The following is a 17,165-nucleotide window of genomic DNA, read 5'->3' on the forward strand; positions in this document are numbered from 1 at the left end:
CGCTTAGCGACCGCGACCTCCTCAGCGACCGCGATACCGACCCGCGGCGGCGGCCGCCGCGAGGACCGCGAGGACCGCGGCGACGACGCCGAAGCCGGGAGCGCCGTCGTCGGTGTCCCCGGAACCGTCGTCGCCGGTAGCGTTCGACCCGTTCGCGCCCGGATCGGCCTCGGACGCGGTGTCGACGCCCTCGACGGTCACCGGGTCGGACTCGACGTCGCCGTCCCGCGCGACGATCGTTCGGTCGCCGGCGGACGAGATCTCCACGTCGACCTCGCCCCGGGCGTCCGTCTCGCCGACGTCCTCGCCGTCGACCTCGACCGCGGCGCCGGCCGCCGGCTCGCCGTACGCGTTCCGCACCGTCACGCGAGTCGTCTCCCCGACGAGGACGCGGTCGTTCGCCGGCGTGACGGACAGCGTGGGGGTCCGCTGGGCCGTGGCGTTCACGGTCGCCGGGGACTCCCGCACCCTGATCCGCTCGGACGAGGCGTCGTACCCGTCTTTGACGATCTCGACCGTGTAGGCGGTGTTCACGGGTACGTTGAGCGAGGCCGTCCCCTCCGTCACCGTCACCTCGGCGTCGTAGACCGACGAGACCAGCCGAACCGATCCGTCATCGATCCGCCGGGGCGGGTCGAAGTGGTCGTCGAAGGTGCGGACGTCGAGCGTCACGGTGCCCCGCTCGATCCTGACGGTCTCCTCCGTGTTCAGCGACACCGTCACCTCGCGCTCCGTCTCGTAGTAGCCTGGCTTCACGACCGTGACGTTGTACGCGCCGCGCTCGAGGCGGGCCGTCTCGTAGGTCCCGTCCGAGCCGGTCTCCCCGCGGTCGACCGTTCGCCCGTCCTCGCGGACGACCACGCTCGCGCCGGCCTGCGACCGGTTCTCGCCGTCGAGGACCGTCACCGTCGCGGTCCCGCTCCGAGTGACGCCGAGCTCCACGTCCCTCGCGGTCGCGTTATCGACCTCGAGCGGCCGGTTCCGGACGTAGGTGTCGTCGTCGACGTCCAGCTCGACGCTCGACCCCTCGGGGACGTCGAGGAACACCTTCCCGTTGCTCGCCGTCGTTCCCGACGCGGTCCCCGCCTCGCCCGAGTCGGTCTCCCACGTCGCCTCGACGGTCACGCCGCCGACGGCGTCGCCATCTTGGTCGACGACGGCGACGGTGAGGGTCACCGGGTCGGCGCCCTGACCGGCCGCGCCGCCGATCGCGACGGTCGCGACGAACAGTACAGCCACCCCGACGAGCGCCGCGCGTGTGAAATTCATGCATATGGAGATATGGGTTCCGGCAGTATATTGCTATGGGCCAATTACTCGGGAAAGCGCGCCGTTTCCCTCGGTTCTTCCCTCACGGACAGCGGGTCCGCCGTCGGCTCCAACCCCGACTCCGCCGCGGTCCAGCCCCCCGCTCCGTCGCCGGTCCCGACCCCGACTCCGCCGTATTCAAATACGCGCGCGAAGACCAACGGATATGGACGATATCGACGACCAGTACGCGCCCGCGGACGTCGAGTCGGCGGTCGACGAGTACTGGGACGACGCGGACGCGTACGAGGCGGCGAAGGAGGCGCACGCCGACGACCCGCCCTTCTTCTTCGTGGACGGGCCGCCGTACACCTCCGGGCAGATGCACCTCGGCACGGCGTGGAACAAGACGCTGAAAGACGCGATCATCCGCCACAAGCGGATGACCGGCCACCGCGTCACCGACCGCCCGGGCTACGACATGCACGGGCTCCCGATCGAGGTGAAAGTCGAGGAGGAGCTCGGCTTCGAGAACAAGCGGGACATCGAAGAGTACGGGATGGAGTCGTTCATCGAGAAGTGCAAGGAGTTCGCCGTCACCAACCGCGCGGCGATGGACGAGGACTTCAAATCCATCGGCGTCTGGATGAACTTCGAGGACCCCTACGAGACGATCGACCCCGAGTACATGGAGGCCGCGTGGTGGGCGTTCTCGAACGTCGCCGACAACGGGCTCGTCGAGCAGGGGAAGCGCTCCATCTCGCAGTGCCCGCGCTGCGAGACCGGGCTCGCCAACAACGAGGTCGAGTACGAGGACGTCGAAGACCCCTCGATCTACGTGAAATTCCCGCTCGCCGACCGCGAGGGCAGCCTCGTCATCTGGACGACGACGCCGTGGACGATCCCCGCCAACACCTTCGTCGCCGTCGACGAGGATCTCACCTACAACGCGGTCCGCGCCGAGCGGGACGGCGAGGAGGAGCTGCTCTACGTCGCCGCCGAGTGCGTCGAGGACGTGCTCCAGGAGGGCCGCTACGAGTCGTACGAGGTCGAGGCCGAGCTCACGGGCGACGAGCTCGTCGGCTGGGCGTACGACCACCCGCTCGCCGACCACGTCGCCGAGTACCCCGACTTCGAGGGCGCCGGCCGGGTGTACGCCGCCGACTACGTCGAGGCCGACCGCACCGGGCTCGTCCACTCCGCGCCGGGTCACGGTGAGGAGGACTTCCACCGCGGCACGGAGCTGGGACTCGACATCTACTGCCCCGTCGGCCCCAACGGCGAGTTCTCCGAGGCGGCCGGCGAGTACGCCGGCCAGTTCGTGCGCGACGCCAACGACGACATCGTCGAGGACCTCGTCGCCGACGGCCACATGCTCGCGCACGGCACCGTCGACCACAGCTACGGCCACTGCTGGCGCTGTGACACCGGGATCATCCAGCTGGTCACCGACCAGTGGTTCATCTCGATCACGGACGTGAAGGATGACCTCCTCGACAACATGGAGGAGTCCGAGTGGCACCCCCAGTGGGCCCGGGACAACCGGTTCCGCGACTTCATCGAGGACGCGCCCGACTGGAACGTCTCCCGGCAGCGCTACTGGGGCGTCCCGATCCCGATCTGGGTGCCCGATGACGCCGAGGCGGGGAACCTCGACGAGGACATGATCGTGATCGGCACCCGCGAGGAGCTCGCCGAGCGCGTCGAGGAGGACATCGACCCCGACTCGATCGACCTCCACCGCCCCGCCGTCGACGACCTGACGATCGTCGAAAACGGCGTCACGTACCGCCGCGTCGAGGACGTGTTCGACGTGTGGCTCGACTCGTCGGTCGCCAGCTGGGGCACGCTCGGCTACCCGTCCGAGGAGGAGGCCCACGACGAGCTGTGGCCCGCCGACCTCATCGTCGAGGCGCACGACCAGACCCGCGGCTGGTTCTGGTCGCAGCTCGGCATGGGAACCGCCGCAGTCGGCGAGGTCCCCTACGAGGAGGTGCTGATGCACGGGTTCGCCAACGACGAGGACGGCCGCAAGATGTCGAAGTCGGTCGGCAACATCGTCACTCCGGAGGAGGCGATCGAGCGCGCCGGCCGCGACCCGCTCCGCACGTACCTCCTCAGCCACGACCAGCAGGGGGTCGACCTCGCGTTCGAGTGGGACGGGCTCGGCGAGCTGCAGGGGAAACTCAACATCCTCTGGAACGTGTTCCGCTTCCCGCTGGAGTACATGGACCTGGACGGCTACGACCCCGCGGAGGCCGACCTCTCGGACGGCGAGTTAGAGCTCGTCGACGAGTGGGTGCTCTCCCGGCTCCAGTCCGTCGAGACCGAGGTGACCGAGGCGTGGGCCGACTACCGCGTCAGCGACGCGGTCAACGCCGTCATCGAGTTCGTCACGCAGGACGTCTCGCGGTTCTACGTGAAGGCCGTCCGCGACCGGATGTGGGAGGAGGCGGACTCCGCGTCGAAGCGCGGCGCCTACGCGACGCTCGCGACCGTCCTCGACGAGGTGGTCCGGCTGCTGGCCCCGATCGCCCCGTACATGACCGAGCGGATGTACCAGACGCTCGACGGGTCGGCGACCACCGTCCACCAGCTCGACTACCCGGAGCCCGACGACGGGCTCCGCGATCCCGATCTGGAGCGCGACGTGGCCGTCCTCCGCGACGTCGAGGAGGCCGCGGCGAACGCCCGCCAGCAGGCGGGCCGCAAGCTCCGCTGGCCCGTGCCGCGCGTGGTCGTCGAGAGCGACGACGACGAGGTGACCGCCGCGGTCGAGCGCCTCGCCGACCTGATCGGCGAGCGCGTCAACGCCCGCGAGGTGACCGTCACCGCCGCGTTCGACGAGCTCGTCGAGACCGCGGAGCCGCAGATGGCCGAGATCGGCCCCGCCTTCGGCGCCGACGCCCAGAAGGTGATGGACGCGGTGCAGGGCGCGACCCGCGCGGCGGTCGAGGGCGGCGAGGTGACCGTCGACGGCGAGCCCGTCGACCTCGACGACGCGATGGTCGAGTACGTCGCCGAACCGCCGGAGAACGTCTCCGGCGCCGACTTCGAGGGCGGCACCGTCTACGTCGACACGTCGCTCACCCCCGAAATCGAGTCGGAGGGGTACGCCCGCGACGTGATCCGCCGGATCCAGGAGATGCGCAAGGAGCTCGACTTAGACGTCGAGGCGCGGATCCGCGTGGGGGTCGCCGTCGACGACGACCGGATCGCCGGCTTCGTCGACGAGCACGCCGACCTGATCGCCGGCGAGGTGCGCGCCGACGAGTGGCTCGACGACCCGAGCGACGCGGCCGACGACGGGGACGGCCTCGTCGAGGAGTGGGACGTCGAGGACGTCGTCGTGACGATCGGGATCGAGCCGGTCGCGTAGGACGCCGTTCGCACGGGTTCGATCGCGGAAGGTGCCCGTCAGTCGCGCGGCAGACGGACCGGCCGCGAAACTGATCGCGCTTTGCGTTCGCACCGCCGGTAATGTGCCAACAATTCTCGTCCCGAAACCTATAGGTGAGTTCTTTACTCATGGTTACCCATGCATGTCCGGGCGGCGCGGCCCGACGACGCGGAGACGCTACGGACGGCGGTCTCGCGTGCCCGCGAGGCGACCGTCTTCGACGACATCGGATCCCCTCTTCTGGACGTGTCCGCCGCCGGCGTCCGCGAGGCCGCCGCGGAGGCGGAGTGGTCGTTCCTGATGGAGGACGAGGACGGTCCCGTCGGCGTCGCCATCGCGCATCCCGACGCCGAGGGAACGGAGGCGGAGCTGCTCGCGCTGTGGGTCCATCCGAACCACGCGGGCGAGGGAGTCGCCGCCGAACTGCTCTCTCGCGTCGCGTCGTCGGTGACCGACCGCGACGTCGACACGCTCCGGGCGAGCGTCCCCGCCGACAGCCCCGGCGCGCAGGAGTTCTTCGCCGCGCACGGGTTCAGCCCGCGCGGGACCCGGCGGGGCCACGCCGGCGACGAATCGATAGTCGTCGCCGACGCGTGCGAGCTCCGGTGACGCGTCGGTCGCGCTACTTTTAAAAGACGCTCCGCGGTGCCGAACCGGTCGGCCGCCCCGGCCTCACTTCAGACGCTCCTGCAGAAACGAGGGGTGCGCGGCGGTGACGCCGTCGATCGCCAGCAGCTTTTCGGAGATGACGTCGCCGAGCTCGTCGCCGTCGCCGGCGCGCACCTCGGCCATCAGCATGTGGTCGCCCGAGGAGGTGTACAGCGCCTGCACCTCCTCGAGCTCTTTCAGCTCGCGGGTCGCCCCCACGTACTTCCCGGAGTCGACGTCCATCCCGACCATGGCGATCGACTGCGACGAGAGCTTCTTCGGGTCGACCTCCGCCGAGTACCCGACGATCACGCCCCTCTCCTCGAGGCGGTCGATATACTTGCGCACCGTCGGTTTCGAGACGTCGGCCCGGTCGGCGATCTCCGCGCAGGAGGCCTGCGCGTCCTCCTCTAACACCGACAGGATCCGCTCTTCCGTCGATACCGTACTCATACCCGACTCTTTGTCACCACGGAAAAAATACCTTGCGAACCGAAAAAAGAGACGAACAGACGACGAACCGTTCCGGGATCGGGCGGCGATCCCGGTCTACGACCGCCTCAGACGCGCTTGCCGAGACCTCAGGCGTGCTTGTCGAGGAACTGGTCGTGCGAGCGCTCCCACTCGTAGTCGTCGTCCCAGTAGCGCTCGGCCAGCGGCTCCTCGGGCATCTCGCCGATCGACTGCTTCTCCGCGCCGTAGGACGGGCGGTCCTCGTCGACGTAGAAGCGACCGGTGAGGACCTCGCCCTCGTAGAGCGACTCCTCGGTCTCGCGCATCATCTCCGCGGCCTCGACGCGGTCCGTCTTGTCGAAGTCGTAGTCGTCGGACTCGTTGACGTCGATGTACGGGACGTACTGGCGCGCGTCCTTGTTCCAGGTCGGACACTGGGTGAGGAAGTCGACGTGCGCGAACCCGTCGTGCTCGATCGCCTCGATGAGGATCTCCTTCGCCTGATTGGGGTTGACCGCGGCGGTGCGGGCGACGTAGGAGGCGCCGGCGTTCAGCGACATCGAGAGCGGCTTGATCGGCTCCTTGGCGCTGCCGGACGGCTGCGTCTTCGACTTGTGGCCCTTCGGGCTCGTCGGGGAGGTCTGCCCCTTCGTGAGCCCGAAGATCTCGTTGTTGAAGACGATGTACGTCATGTCGTGGTTCTCCCGGGCCGTGTGGATGAAGTGGTTCCCGCCGATCCCGTAGCCGTCGCCGTCGCCGCCGGCGGCGATGACTTCGAGGTCGGGATTGGCGAGCTTCGCGGCGCGGGCCACGGGCAGCGAGCGCCCGTGGATCGTGTGGAACCCGTACGTGTCGAGATAGCTGTTCAGCTTGCCGGAACAGCCGATCCCGGTGCACAGCAGGGTCTCCTCGGGCGTGCGCCCGACCTCCGGAAGCGCCTGCTTGAGCGCCTTCAGGACGCTGAAGTCACCGCAGCCCGGACACCACGTCGGCTGCGGCTCGACGCCGGGGGTGTACTCGTCGCGGTCGATCTCCCGCTCCTCTCCGATCGCTGAAAACGTGCTCATTGATTAATCACCTGCGGCTGGGACGAAGGTGGTCTGATGGCCGGACGCGTCGCCGTCGCCCTCGACGACCGCGGCCTCGAACCCGTCGACGATCTCCGCCGGCTCGAACGGGTTCCCGTTGTACTTCAGCAGGCTCGACAGCTTCTCGCCGTAGCGGCCGAGGTGCTTCTGGACGAGCCCGCGGAACTGTCCCGAGGCGGTCATCTCGACGACGAGGACCTCGTCGACGCTCTCGACGAACGCCTCGACCTGCTCGGTCGGGAACGGCGCCATGTCCGAGACCCCGTACGACTTCACGGAGACGCCGGCGTCGTTGAGGCGCCCGACCGCCTCCTCGACGGTGCCCTGCTGGCTCCCGAAGGTGAGGATGCCGTACTGGGCGTCGTCGGGACCGGCGTACGAGCCCGTGTCGACCGTGTCGAGGTCGGCGCGGATGGCCTCCAGCTTCTGCGTCCGCCGGTCGATCTGCGCGACGCGGTTGTCCGGCGATTCGGCGATGTGGCCGGTCGGGTCGTGCTCGTTGCCGGTCGCGAGGAAGCGGCCGCCCTTTTGGCCGGGGATCGACCGCGGGGAGACGCCGTCCTCGACGTCGTGCTGGAACCGGTGGAACTTCCCGTCGGCCGAGTGCGGCTCGTCGGCGAGCGCGTCCTCGCTCAGGGTCTTCCCGAGCGTCGGGTTCGGCTCGCGGTCGAAGTGGCTCTTGGGGACGTTCGTCATCTCGCCGCCGAGCTTCTGGTCGTACAGGAGGATCGACGGGATCTGGTACTCGTAGGCCAGCCGGAAGGCGATCCGCGACTGCTCGTACGCCTCCTCGACGGTGCCGGGCGCCAAGACGACACGCTGGGAGTCGCCCTGCGAGGTGTACAGGACGTGCTCGAGGTCGGACTGCTCCGGCTTCGTCGGCATCCCGGTCGAGGGGCCGGCGCGCATGGCCTCGACGAGGACGACGGGCGTCTCCGTCATCTCCGCGAGCCCGAGCGGCTCGGACATCAGCGCGAACCCGCCGCCGGAAGAGCCGGACATGGCCTTCACGCCGGCGTGCGAGGCGCCGACCGCCAGCGCGGCCGCCGCGATCTCGTCTTCGACCTGCTCGGAGATCCCGCCGACCTTCGGCAGGTGCTTCGTCATGATGGTGAACACCTCGGTCCACGGCGTCATGGGGTAGCCGGCGATGAACCGGCAGCCTTCGTCGATGGCGCCGTAGGAGATGGCGTCCGAGCCGGACATGAGCAGCTGGGTCTCGTCATGCTCGCCGGTCGGGACGCTGACGTCCGGTGCGTCGGCGTCGTACTCCTCGAGGACCTGATTGTAAGCGGTCTCGAGAATCTCCAAGTTCGGGTCGAGGATCTTCTCCGGCATCGCGTCGCGCATCAGGTCCTCGACGTGGTCGAGCTCCATGCCGGTCAGCGCGCAGGTCGCGCCGACGCCGGCGGTGTTGCGCATGACCTCGCGACCCATGTCGCGGGCGAGCCCGCGGAGGTCGAGGGGGTATACGTGCCAGTCGTTCTCCTCGGCCCGCTCGTCGAAGTTCGGGATCTCGGCGGTGTCGAGGAGGCCCTCGTCGTAGACGATGACGCCGCCCTCGCGGAGCTCGTCGAGGTTCTCCGAGAGCGGTTTGATCTCCTCGTTCCCGTAGACAGCCTCCTCCTGCGGGTTGCGGGCGAACGAGTCGCCGAGCGCGAGCAGGAAGTTGTAGCCGTCACCGCGGGAGTTCACCGGGTCCGCCGACGCGCGGACCTCGGTGTACGTGTGACCGCCCCGGATGCGGGACGGGTAGTGGCGATGCGTGAACACGTTGAGCCCCGATCGCATCAAGGCCTTTGCGAAGTTCTGGCTCGTCGAAGCGATCCCGTCGCCGGATCCCCCCGATATTCGCCAGATGAGTTCGTCGTCAGTCATAGTGGTATGTGAGCCCGTGAGGGCCTGTGACCAGAAGTTGTGGTGGTTACCTCTTAGGGCTTGCTATGGAATCACAAGGAACAATCATGAAAGATCCGCGGGCGCGACCCGCCTTTGCGGGCCGGCGGTTCGTTCCGCGCAGTTTTAATCGCGGCCCCTCCGACGGGGGATATGCTCACGTTCATCGGGCTCGGCCTCTACGACGAGCGGTCGGTCACCGTCGAGGGACGCGAGGCGCTGCGCGACGCGGACCGCGTCTTCGCCGAGTTCTACACCAGCAGGCTGGTCGGCGCCGACGTCGACGAGCTGGAAGCGTACCACGACGCCGAGATCGAGGTCCGCGCCCGCGAGGGAGTCGAGCAGGACCCGGAGCCGATCCTCGCGGCCGCCGCCGAGGGCGACGTCGTCTTCTGCACCGCCGGCGACACGATGATCTCGACGACGCACACGGACCTCCGGCTGCGCGCCGAGGAGCGCGGGATCGACACCCGCGTGATCCACGGGGTGACGGCCCAGTCGGCCGCGTCGAGTCTCACCGGCCTCCAGAACTACCGGTTCGGCAAGGCGACGACGCTCCCGTTCCCGTACGCCCACGGCGGCGACGACGTCCCGGGGAGCGTGGTCGAGACCATCGAGGCGAACCGCGAGCGCGGGCTCCACACCGTCGTCTACCTCGACATCAAGGTGGGCACCGGCCCGTCCGGTCCCGACCCGGACCACGAGGAGTACATGACCGCCGACGCCGCCGCCGGACTGCTCGCCGAGGGCTGGCGCGACGAGCTCGCCGTCGTCGTCGCCCGCGCCGGCTCGCCCGACGCGGTGGTCGCCGCCGACCGACTGAGCGCGCTGGCCGACCGCGAGTTCGGCGACCCGCTTCACCTCCTCGTGGTCCCCGGCGACCTCCACCACGTCGAGGCCGACGCGCTGGCCGGGCTGGCCGGGGCCCCGCGAGAGCTCGTGGAAGAGTGAGCCTCGGCGAGCGAGCGCGCCGAGGGGCGTCTCCGACCGACCGGTCGTTTGATATCCCCGTCCCGCGTCATTATCGTCCATGACAGACGTTCCCGTCGAGCACCTGATGTCGACCGACCTCGTCACGATCGCCCCGGGAGCGGCCGCCGCGGACGCGGCGAGCCGCATGCTGGAGACCGGGGTGAGTTCCCTCCTCGTCGTCGACGACGGCGGGCGCCTGGCCGGGCTGATCACCGCGACGGACTTCGTCTCGCTCGTCCGGCGGAACGACCCGGAGGACGAGACGCCGGTCGAGGCGTTCATGACGACGGACGTCGTCACCGTCTCCCCCGACGACTCCGTCGAGGAGCTCGCGGCGCCGACGGACCGGGGGTACACGCACCTGCCGGTCGTCAACGCGGACAATCAGCTGGTCGGGATGGTCTCGGCGACCGACCTGACGACGTACCTCTCGGAACACCGTCGCTGACGGCGTCTCTCCCCGGGCGACGGCAGGTCGCCCGGTCGCCGATCAGCGGTTCGCGTCGGCCACCTGTTCGTCGTACGTCGCGCCCGCCGCGATCAGGAAGCCGATGATCGCGGTGACGAGCGCGATGCTCCCGATAGCGACGACGGCGACGGAGAACAGGTCGCTCGGGAGGACTCGCGCAGACGTCAGCAGCGAGACCGCCGTGACGAATCCGATCAGTAGCAGGAGACGCCCGAACCGCCCGGCGTCGAGCCCGTCGTCACCTGACATAGGTTCTGAGCTCGTTAATGACGCCGTCGTAGCCGTCCTCGCTCGCCTCCGCGCCGAGCGAGTGGATGGACTGGCAGATCCACATCCCCGCGGTGAAGTTCAACAGCGCGACGAACGACACCAGCCCGAGCTGTGAGTCCACAGTGAGTCCGATGAGGAATCCCAACGGGAGCGTCACCGACATGATGGCGTGCGTGAGTAACGACCGCGTCCCGAAATCGTCCAACGAACTGAGAACTCCGGCCATACACACATACAGGCACGAACGCGTATATATGCTCGTTCGAGCGCCGCACCGGAAGAGTAATCAGAATCGGTAGCACACGACATGGTATGGATCTGAACGACCGGACCCGCGTCAGCGAGGTCATGTCGACGCCGCTGGAGACGATCGGCGCGAGCGAACCGCTCCGCGAGGCCGCGCGTCGGATGGCCGACGACGACATCAGCGCGCTCGTCGTGACGACGGGCGGCGGCTGTATCGTCACGCAGAGCGACATCATCGGCGCCGTCGCCGACGGCCGCGACCTCGACGAAGCCGTCGTCCGCGACGTGATGACCGAGAACGTCGAGACGGTGACGCCGGACCTCATGATGGAGGAGGTCGCCGCGATGATGACGATGTACGGCGTCAAACACCTGCCCGTCGTCGACGACGACTACGTGGGCATGGTCTCGTCGACCGACGTGGCGGCACAGCTCTCGTGAGTCGCGGAGCGCGCGAAAAACGCCGGGCTCTCTGTTAAAACAGGAGCAGCGGGACGCCGACCGCGACCCCGACCGCGATCAGCACGAGGTTCCAGAGCAGGACCGGTCGGACCAGTTCGCGCGCGATGCTCGCCGCGAACGCGGTCTTGACCAGGATGCTCGCCGCCGTTCCGGCGACGACGCCTCCGACCGCGGTGTCGACCGTTATCTGTCCGGTACCGAGCAGCGAGACGGCGGTCGCCGTCGCGCTCCCGGAGGAGACGAGCCCCGCGAGGAACGACGTGGCGACGAACCCGCCCGCACCGAAGGCCCGCTCCGCGCCGGCGGAGACCAAGAGCACCGCGACGAACAGCGCGCCGAACGTCAGGGCGTTCCGGAGGCTGAACGGGGAGGTGAGCTCCGCCTCCAACGTCGTCCGCCAGTCGCTGCGCCACACGGCGATGAGCACGCCGGCGAGGGTGACCGCGCCGAGCGGCGCGCCGACCACCAGGGCGGCCTCCGGGACGAAGGCGGCGACGACCGCGGCGTTTCTGAGCGCCATCGCGGCGTTCGCCAGCAGGATCGACCCGACCGCGATGTCGAGTAAGTCCGCCTTCCCCTTCGCCCGCTTCGCCATCTCGGCGACGACCGCCGTCGAGTTCACGAGCCCGCCGAAGAAGCCGGTGACCGCGTAGCCGCGCCCCTGGTACCGCTTCACGAGCACGTAGTTGACGAAGCCGATGGCGCTGACGGCGACGACGAGCGACCAGATCAGCCGCGGCTGGACCGCGCCCCACGGGTCGACCGTCTCCGCCGGGAGCAGCGGGAAGACGACGAACGCGAGGATCGTGAACTCCACCGCGCTGCGGACCTCCTCCCGGGAGAGCCCCCACGCGAACTGGTGGAGCTCCCGCTTCAACACGAGCAGCAGCGAGGAGAGCATCGCCACCGTCACCGCCTCGATGAAGAACTCCTCGGCGACGAGCGCCCCCACCCCGTACGTGACGAGCATCGACACGGAGGTGGTGAGCGAGAGGCCGTCGACGTCGGGCTCGACGAAGCTCCGCACCGCCAGCAGGACAGCGATGGTGACGATCAGCACGCCGCCGACGATCAGGAGCCCGTCGTCGCCGAGCAGCGAGAACACCGCGGCGGCGAGGCTGATCAGCGCGAACGTCCGGATCCCCGCCGACTTGTGGGACCACTCCCGTTCGAGTCCGAGGAACATCCCGAGCGCGGTCGCCAACACCAGCTTCGCGACGGGAGTCTGGAGGTAGCCGACGGGGTCGACGGGGGCCGCGCCGACCGCCGCGGAGGTCACCACGGCTGGTCACCCCGAGCCCGGCAGTCCCGCCGCGCCGACCGAGACGTCCCGTGCATACCCCGGTGTCTCGCGCACCCGACCCTATAGTTTGGCATGCCCGCCGACCGCCGGCGGGTCAGCGATTCGTCGGCTCGCGCGGGAGGTCCAGCGACTCGGTCAGGTCGTGTTCCTCCCCGGTGAGCAGGTAGAGGACGTCCTCGAGGATGACGGCGAGTTCCGGGAGCTCCCGCACCGCGAGGAACGTGATCCCGATCAGCGCGACGACCGCGAGGAGCTGGCTCATGATCCGGTCGGAGATGAGGAAGGAGACCCGGTACGGGTCGGTCGCGCCGAACATCGCGAGCACGAGGTCCGTCTGCCACTGCATGTACTGGTTGCCCGCGACGACGGAGATGAACGTCGTCCGGAGGATGTTGAGCACGTAGATGAGCGGGAGCGACACCGCGAGCGCCCGGAGCTTGCGCGAGAGCGGCGCCTGCACGGCGGCGACGAGGCCGCCGAAGATCGCCATGCTCCCGAGCCCCGTACACGCCAGCACGACGTGGATCGTGACGGTGTGACCGTCGGCGAGCGTCCACGCGTACGCCGCGTTGTACCCCTCGTAGCTCGTCACGCGCTCCGGCGCGTAGCCCAGCAGGTCGATGAGGAACCCGGTCTGAGTGGCGACGGCCTCGATGAGGATCCGGCGCGGCTCGGGGACGGCGACGCCCGCGACCGAGAACGCCGGGATCGTCTCGAACGGGAGGTAGATGAACAGCATGAGCGAGATGGCCCGCGTGAGCGTGAACAGCGAGGCGCGGCCGTTGTACAGCAGGTAGCCGGCGTAGATGCACGCCGGGACGCCGACCAAGGCGAGGATCGACTCGACGTAGCTCTGGTGTTCGAACGCGAAGTACGGCACCGTCGTCAGCCAGAACAGCCCGAACAGCGCCCACGTGCCCGCCGCGAGCGACCGACCCGCCGCCAGCCCGCGACTGTCGAGCAGCCACGCGGCGGCGAAGAGGATCGCGACGAGCCAAGCGAAGGTGAACGTGTCGGGGATCAGGCTCAGGATCGCCGGCACGCCGGGACCGAACATGTCCGAACCGTCGGTCGTCGTCGGATAAAGCCCTTGTCGTTGCCGACGGTCGGTCGGGGAGATGCGAGCGGGGGAAAACGAAAAGAAGTAGAGGGGAAACGCGGTTCGGCGCCGTCAGCGCTCGTCGGAGTCGAGCACCCGGATCTGGTCCCCGCGGACGGTGACCGGGATCGGGACGGTCGCCTCGTACAACTCGACGGTCACCTGGTCTTTCCCCTCGTCGATGCGCTGGACGCGGGCCTTCTCGCCTTTAAACGGCCCGGCGATCAGCTCGACGATGTCGCCCTCGGCGATGCCCTCGACGTCGGGGGTCGGCGAGAGGAAGTGCTCGACCTCGGAGAAGGGGCTCTCGGCCGGCCCCTCCGAGCCCTGAATGACGCCGCGAGCGTGCGGGATCTCGTCGAGGATCCGGGCGAACACGCTGCCGTCCGTCGCCTCGACCATCACGTAGCTCGTGAGCTGGTCGGGGGCGATGACCGCCTGGATCTCCGGCATCTCCTTCTCCGCGAGCATGTCGGCGACGGTCCGCTCCTGGCTCGCGGTGGTCTTGACCGAGAAGATCGGCATCAGGCGCCGACCCCCGGCAGGAGGCTCATGATCGCGAACATCAGGAAGCCGATGAAGCCGACGAGGAGGATGCCGGCGCCGGCGATCTTCGACACCTGGAGGAACTCGTCGGTGCTCGGCGTGCTCGCCAGTTTCAGCACCCGAACGTAGCTGTTGAGGTCGTACGGAACGTCCATGTTACGACGCGCTTCGAGGCGAGACGGTTTTTACCTTTTGATGCGACGCGATTCCGAATCCGCGAGCGAGGACGGCGAACAGGAACTCTATCGGGACGGTGCGCGTCGGCGGCGGATCACTCCACGTAGTCGATGTCTTCCATCTCCGCGGCCGCCCCCTCCGGCGGCTCGCCGTTCCGGCCGTAGATCTGCGGCGACTCGACGCCGGTCACCACGATCATGGTGCGCATCTCGCCCTCCAGCTCGTCGTCGACCGAGGTCCCCCAGATGATCCGGGCGTCGGGGTCGATCCGGTCGTAGATCTCCTCGACGACGCCCTCGGCCTCCTCGATGGACATGTCCGTGCCGCCCGTGACGTTAACTAAGGCGGAGTTCGCGCCGGAGATGTCGACGTCGAGCAGCGGCGAGCGGAGCGCGGACTTCACGGAGTCCTGCGCCTTCGAGTCGGAGTCGGACTCGCCGAGGCCGATCATGGCGACGCCGCCCTTCTCCATGACCGTGCGAACGTCGGCGAAGTCGAGGTTGACCAGCCCGGGCATCGTGATGAGCTCCGTGATCCCCTTCACCGAGCGCATCAGCACCTCGTCGGACACCTTGAACGCCTGTCGGACCGGGAGCTTCCCGACCGCGTCGAGCAGGCGGTCGTTGGGGACGACGATGACCGTGTCGCTCACGTCGCGGAGGCGCTCGAGGCCGGCCTCGGCGTTCGTCCGTCGGACCTCGCCCTCGGCCGTGAAGGGAGTCGTGACGATGGCGATGGTGAGCGCGCCCGACTCGCGGGCGGCCTTCGCGACGACCGGCGCGGAGCCGGTCCCGGTGCCGCCGCCGAGCCCGGCGGTGACGAACACCATGTCGGAGCCGTCGATGGCGTCTTGGATCTCCTCTTGGGACTCGATGGCGGCCTCCTCGCCGACCTGCGGGAGGGAGCCGGCGCCGCGTCCCTGAGTCTTCTGCTGGCCCATGAGGATCTTCGTGTCGGCCTCGATGTTGACGAGGTGCTGGACGTCGGTGTTGGCGGCGACCAGCTTCGCGCCGTGGATCCCCTCCTCGGTCATCCGGTTGACGGTGTTCCCGCCGGCGCCGCCGCAGCCGACGACGGTGATGTTCGTCTGGAGGTCCTGGAGGACGTCCTCCAGCTCGTCGTCGGTCATCGTTCCGGACTGTGGCGGGGCGCCGGCAGTCGCGTCGCTCGCGCCGGCGCCGGCCTCCCCGGCGTCGTCCGCCGGGGATTCCTCGGCTTCGTCGATGGCGTCCTCTACGATAGAGTCCATTATGTGGTGTGGTTGCGACCCGGACGTATTTATTTTTGCCCGATCGTCTGACGCGGGTCGGACGCCGAGAGACCGTCTCCAGCGCGCGGGAGCGGGGTCGATTTCGACGCTTACTCTTCCACGTCTTCGGCGTCGACCGGGAACCGCTCCGTCCGCGCCCGCGACACGTCGGCCGGCGTCACCGTGTCGCCGTCGATCTCGACGGACTCGCCGTCGGCGAGCCGACCGAACGCCGGCCCCTCGGGGACGCCGCGGTCCCGGGCAAGGTCGGGGTCGAACGCGGTCTCGCGGGCGACGACCGCGCCCTCCGCCACCTCGACCGCGTCGTATCCGCCCGCGAGCACCGCCGCGAGGCCGTCGACAAGATCGGCGTATCCCGGCGCGTCCGGGTCGTCGGCGAAGGCGGCCGCTCCGGCCGCGCGGGTGCCGGCCTGCTCGGTGTCGAAGGCGACCGCGTTCGCCGCCACCGCGTCGCGGGTCGCCTCGGGGTCGATCCCCTGCGCCCGAGCGAGGAGCGCGTCCGGGAGTTCGCGGATCGAGACCGCGTCGGGGGCGGAGCCCGCGTCGGGGTTCGAGACCGCGTCGGATCCCGACTCCGCGGGGCCGGAGTCCCCGGGAACGACGTCGCCGAATCGAAGCCCCTCGTCGACGGTCGCGAGGTCGCGCTCCAGCCGCTCGACCAGCGGGAGCGGGCGGTCGCCGACCTCGCGGACCCACGTCTCGCTCACCACGCGGTGCCCGAGCCCTTCGACGACGGCCGCGAGCTCGGGCCTGTCGCCCTCGATCACGGCGCGGTCGGCGCGGCTGCGGGCGAACGCCTGCTCGATCGTCTCACGGTTCGCCTCGGGCGCGCCCATCTCGCCGAGCGACCAGTCGGCGCCGACGTGGCCCACGGCCCACGCGGTGTCGCGGACGATCCGCGTGAACCGCGGCGCGTAGTGGCCGCCGCCGAAGCCGACGACGTGGCGGGGAGCGGGGTCGCCCGCGTCGTCTGAGTCGCCGTCGACCAGGTCCGGACCGGTGCCTCGCAGGTCGAGGACCGCCCTGGCGACCGCCTCGGCCGCGTCCGGGTCCGCCCACTGCGGCTCGTCGGAGCCGACCTCGACGAACAGCGACGGGACGGAGCCGTCCGTCGGTCCGTGGTGGGTGCACTCGATGCCGACGTCGTACCCGTCCGGGGCGTGCGCCGCCAGCGCCTCGACGACGCGCTTCTCGGCGCCGGGGGCCGCGTTCGCGAGCGTCTCCGGCTCGCCGCCGTACGGCGCCGGGCCGAAGTTCCCGGTGACGTGGGCGGTCAGGAGCCGCCCCGTCTCCCCGGAGTGTCTGGAGACGAAGACGAGGAAGTCCGGGTCGGTCGCGTCATCCGGGTCGGTCGCGTCATCCGGTTCGGCCGCGTCGTCACTTCCGAACGCGACCGCCGGGTCGTCGAGTTCGATGTGTAGCTCGTCGAACTCCCGGAGCTCGAACCCGTCGGTCCGGTAGTAGGTCCCGCCGCCCGCGGCGTCGGGGCGCGTCTCGTCCTCGCGTCGCTCCCAGTCGCCGACCGCGAGCAGGCGCTCGCCGATGTGTTCGGAGGCGCTGTCGGCCCGGCTGACGACGATCGCTATCACGAACTGCGGTCGGGGTCGGGCGGCCGAAT

General features: G+C 69.4%; 17 protein-coding genes. 5 read left to right on the plus strand and 12 right to left on the minus strand.

Annotated features, from left to right (window positions below):
• Window positions 1-21: 21 nt before the first annotated feature.
• Entirely contained in the window at window positions 22-1,269 is a 1,248-nt protein-coding gene (locus Hrr1229_RS02290) for a carboxypeptidase regulatory-like domain-containing protein (RefSeq protein ID WP_123114390.1), read from the minus strand.
• A 205-nt stretch (window positions 1,270-1,474) separates the two neighbouring features.
• On the opposite strand from Hrr1229_RS02290, the gene ileS reads away from it, so the two are divergent.
• Window positions 1,475-4,627: an isoleucine--tRNA ligase gene (gene ileS, locus Hrr1229_RS02295; protein WP_123114389.1), complete on the plus strand. Its 3,153-nt coding sequence runs from the start codon at window positions 1,475-1,477 to the stop codon at window positions 4,625-4,627.
• 159 nt (window positions 4,628-4,786) lie between these two features.
• Window positions 4,787-5,257: a GNAT family N-acetyltransferase gene (locus Hrr1229_RS02300; protein ID WP_123114388.1), complete on the plus strand. Its 471-nt coding sequence runs from the start codon at window positions 4,787-4,789 to the stop codon at window positions 5,255-5,257.
• Between the two features lie 63 nt (window positions 5,258-5,320).
• On the opposite strand, the gene lrpA1 is transcribed toward Hrr1229_RS02300, so the two are convergent.
• The 3 genes from lrpA1 to Hrr1229_RS02315 form a co-directional block, all read right to left on the minus strand.
• Window positions 5,321-5,749 carry an HTH-type transcriptional regulator LrpA1 gene (gene lrpA1 / locus Hrr1229_RS02305; RefSeq protein WP_123114387.1) on the minus strand — a complete coding sequence of 143 codons (429 nt, stop codon included), beginning with the start codon at window positions 5,747-5,749 and terminating at the stop codon, window positions 5,321-5,323.
• A 128-nt stretch (window positions 5,750-5,877) separates the two neighbouring features.
• Entirely contained in the window at window positions 5,878-6,816 is a 939-nt protein-coding gene (locus Hrr1229_RS02310) for a thiamine pyrophosphate-dependent enzyme (protein ID WP_123114386.1), read from the minus strand.
• Window positions 6,817-6,819: 3 nt separating this feature from the next.
• Entirely contained in the window at window positions 6,820-8,715 is a 1,896-nt protein-coding gene (locus Hrr1229_RS02315) for a 2-oxoacid:acceptor oxidoreductase subunit alpha (RefSeq protein WP_123114385.1), read from the minus strand.
• Window positions 8,716-8,886: 171 nt separating this feature from the next.
• Between Hrr1229_RS02315 and dph5 the strand changes: the two genes are divergently transcribed.
• Window positions 8,887-9,684 (plus strand): diphthine synthase, encoded by a 798-nt coding sequence (gene dph5, locus Hrr1229_RS02320; RefSeq protein ID WP_123114384.1) that lies wholly within the window; start codon window positions 8,887-8,889, stop codon window positions 9,682-9,684.
• Between the two features lie 79 nt (window positions 9,685-9,763).
• Window positions 9,764-10,153 (plus strand): CBS domain-containing protein, encoded by a 390-nt coding sequence (locus tag Hrr1229_RS02325; protein ID WP_123114383.1) that lies wholly within the window; start codon window positions 9,764-9,766, stop codon window positions 10,151-10,153.
• 42 nt (window positions 10,154-10,195) lie between these two features.
• Here Hrr1229_RS02325 and Hrr1229_RS02330 read toward each other — a convergent pair whose 3' ends face one another.
• Together Hrr1229_RS02330 and Hrr1229_RS02335 are read right to left on the minus strand one after the other, a co-directional pair.
• Window positions 10,196-10,423 carry a hypothetical protein gene (locus Hrr1229_RS02330; protein WP_176329325.1) on the minus strand — a complete coding sequence of 76 codons (228 nt, stop codon included), beginning with the start codon at window positions 10,421-10,423 and terminating at the stop codon, window positions 10,196-10,198.
• Window positions 10,413-10,670, minus strand: a complete 258-nt coding sequence (locus tag Hrr1229_RS02335; RefSeq protein WP_176329326.1) for a hypothetical protein — start codon at window positions 10,668-10,670, stop codon at window positions 10,413-10,415. The genes Hrr1229_RS02330 and Hrr1229_RS02335 overlap by 11 nt, the downstream gene beginning before the upstream one ends.
• Window positions 10,671-10,756: 86 nt before the next feature.
• Between Hrr1229_RS02335 and Hrr1229_RS02340 the strand changes: the two genes are divergently transcribed.
• A complete protein-coding gene (locus tag Hrr1229_RS02340; RefSeq protein WP_123114382.1) occupies window positions 10,757-11,131 on the plus strand; it encodes a CBS domain-containing protein in 375 nt (124 codons plus the stop codon).
• Window positions 11,132-11,165: 34 nt separating this feature from the next.
• Here the strand turns inward: Hrr1229_RS02340 and Hrr1229_RS02345 are convergent, their stop codons facing one another.
• The 6 genes from Hrr1229_RS02345 to Hrr1229_RS02370 all read right to left on the minus strand — a co-directional run bounded on the left by Hrr1229_RS02345 (window position 11,166) and on the right by Hrr1229_RS02370 (window position 17,136).
• Complete coding sequence (locus tag Hrr1229_RS02345) at window positions 11,166-12,431, minus strand: DUF4010 domain-containing protein (protein WP_123114381.1); 1,266 nt, start codon at window positions 12,429-12,431, stop codon at window positions 11,166-11,168.
• A 118-nt stretch (window positions 12,432-12,549) separates the two neighbouring features.
• Entirely contained in the window at window positions 12,550-13,512 is a 963-nt protein-coding gene (artA, locus tag Hrr1229_RS02350) for an archaeosortase A (RefSeq protein ID WP_123114380.1), read from the minus strand.
• 114 nt (window positions 13,513-13,626) lie between these two features.
• Window positions 13,627-14,079: a transcription elongation factor Spt5 gene (locus Hrr1229_RS02355; RefSeq protein ID WP_008004357.1), complete on the minus strand. Its 453-nt coding sequence runs from the start codon at window positions 14,077-14,079 to the stop codon at window positions 13,627-13,629.
• Window positions 14,079-14,255, minus strand: a complete 177-nt coding sequence (locus tag Hrr1229_RS02360; protein WP_123114379.1) for a protein translocase SEC61 complex subunit gamma — start codon at window positions 14,253-14,255, stop codon at window positions 14,079-14,081. The genes Hrr1229_RS02355 and Hrr1229_RS02360 overlap by 1 nt, the downstream gene beginning before the upstream one ends.
• A 116-nt stretch (window positions 14,256-14,371) precedes the next feature.
• Window positions 14,372-15,526 carry a cell division protein FtsZ gene (gene ftsZ / locus Hrr1229_RS02365; protein ID WP_123114378.1) on the minus strand — a complete coding sequence of 385 codons (1,155 nt, stop codon included), beginning with the start codon at window positions 15,524-15,526 and terminating at the stop codon, window positions 14,372-14,374.
• A gap of 110 nt (window positions 15,527-15,636) precedes the next feature.
• Complete coding sequence (locus Hrr1229_RS02370) at window positions 15,637-17,136, minus strand: D-aminoacyl-tRNA deacylase (protein WP_123114377.1); 1,500 nt, start codon at window positions 17,134-17,136, stop codon at window positions 15,637-15,639.
• Window positions 17,137-17,165 lie beyond the last annotated feature (29 nt).

The organism is Halorubrum sp. CBA1229 (assembly GCF_003721435.2).
Taxonomy (GTDB): domain Archaea; phylum Halobacteriota; class Halobacteria; order Halobacteriales; family Haloferacaceae; genus Halorubrum.

Bases quoted from the DNA above. Each gene is read 5' to 3' on its own strand.
- Hrr1229_RS02290 (WP_123114390.1), bottom strand. From the start codon at position 1,269: ATGAATTTCACACGCGCGGCGCTCGTCGGGGTGGCTGTACTGTTCGTC.
- ileS (WP_123114389.1), top strand. From the start codon at position 1,475: ATGGACGATATCGACGACCAGTACGCGCCCGCGGACGTCGAGTCGGCG.
- Hrr1229_RS02300 (WP_123114388.1), top strand. From the start codon at position 4,787: ATGCATGTCCGGGCGGCGCGGCCCGACGACGCGGAGACGCTACGGACG.
- lrpA1 (WP_123114387.1), bottom strand. From the start codon at position 5,749: ATGAGTACGGTATCGACGGAAGAGCGGATCCTGTCGGTGTTAGAGGAG.
- Hrr1229_RS02310 (WP_123114386.1), bottom strand. From the start codon at position 6,816: ATGAGCACGTTTTCAGCGATCGGAGAGGAGCGGGAGATCGACCGCGAC.
- Hrr1229_RS02315 (WP_123114385.1), bottom strand. From the start codon at position 8,715: ATGACTGACGACGAACTCATCTGGCGAATATCGGGGGGATCCGGCGAC.
- dph5 (WP_123114384.1), top strand. From the start codon at position 8,887: ATGCTCACGTTCATCGGGCTCGGCCTCTACGACGAGCGGTCGGTCACC.
- Hrr1229_RS02325 (WP_123114383.1), top strand. From the start codon at position 9,764: ATGACAGACGTTCCCGTCGAGCACCTGATGTCGACCGACCTCGTCACG.
- Hrr1229_RS02330 (WP_176329325.1), bottom strand. From the start codon at position 10,423: ATGTCAGGTGACGACGGGCTCGACGCCGGGCGGTTCGGGCGTCTCCTG.
- Hrr1229_RS02335 (WP_176329326.1), bottom strand. From the start codon at position 10,670: ATGGCCGGAGTTCTCAGTTCGTTGGACGATTTCGGGACGCGGTCGTTA.
- Hrr1229_RS02340 (WP_123114382.1), top strand. From the start codon at position 10,757: ATGGATCTGAACGACCGGACCCGCGTCAGCGAGGTCATGTCGACGCCG.
- artA (WP_123114380.1), bottom strand. From the start codon at position 13,512: ATGTTCGGTCCCGGCGTGCCGGCGATCCTGAGCCTGATCCCCGACACG.
- Hrr1229_RS02355 (WP_008004357.1), bottom strand. From the start codon at position 14,079: ATGCCGATCTTCTCGGTCAAGACCACCGCGAGCCAGGAGCGGACCGTC.
- Hrr1229_RS02360 (WP_123114379.1), bottom strand. From the start codon at position 14,255: ATGGACGTTCCGTACGACCTCAACAGCTACGTTCGGGTGCTGAAACTG.
- ftsZ (WP_123114378.1), bottom strand. From the start codon at position 15,526: ATGGACTCTATCGTAGAGGACGCCATCGACGAAGCCGAGGAATCCCCG.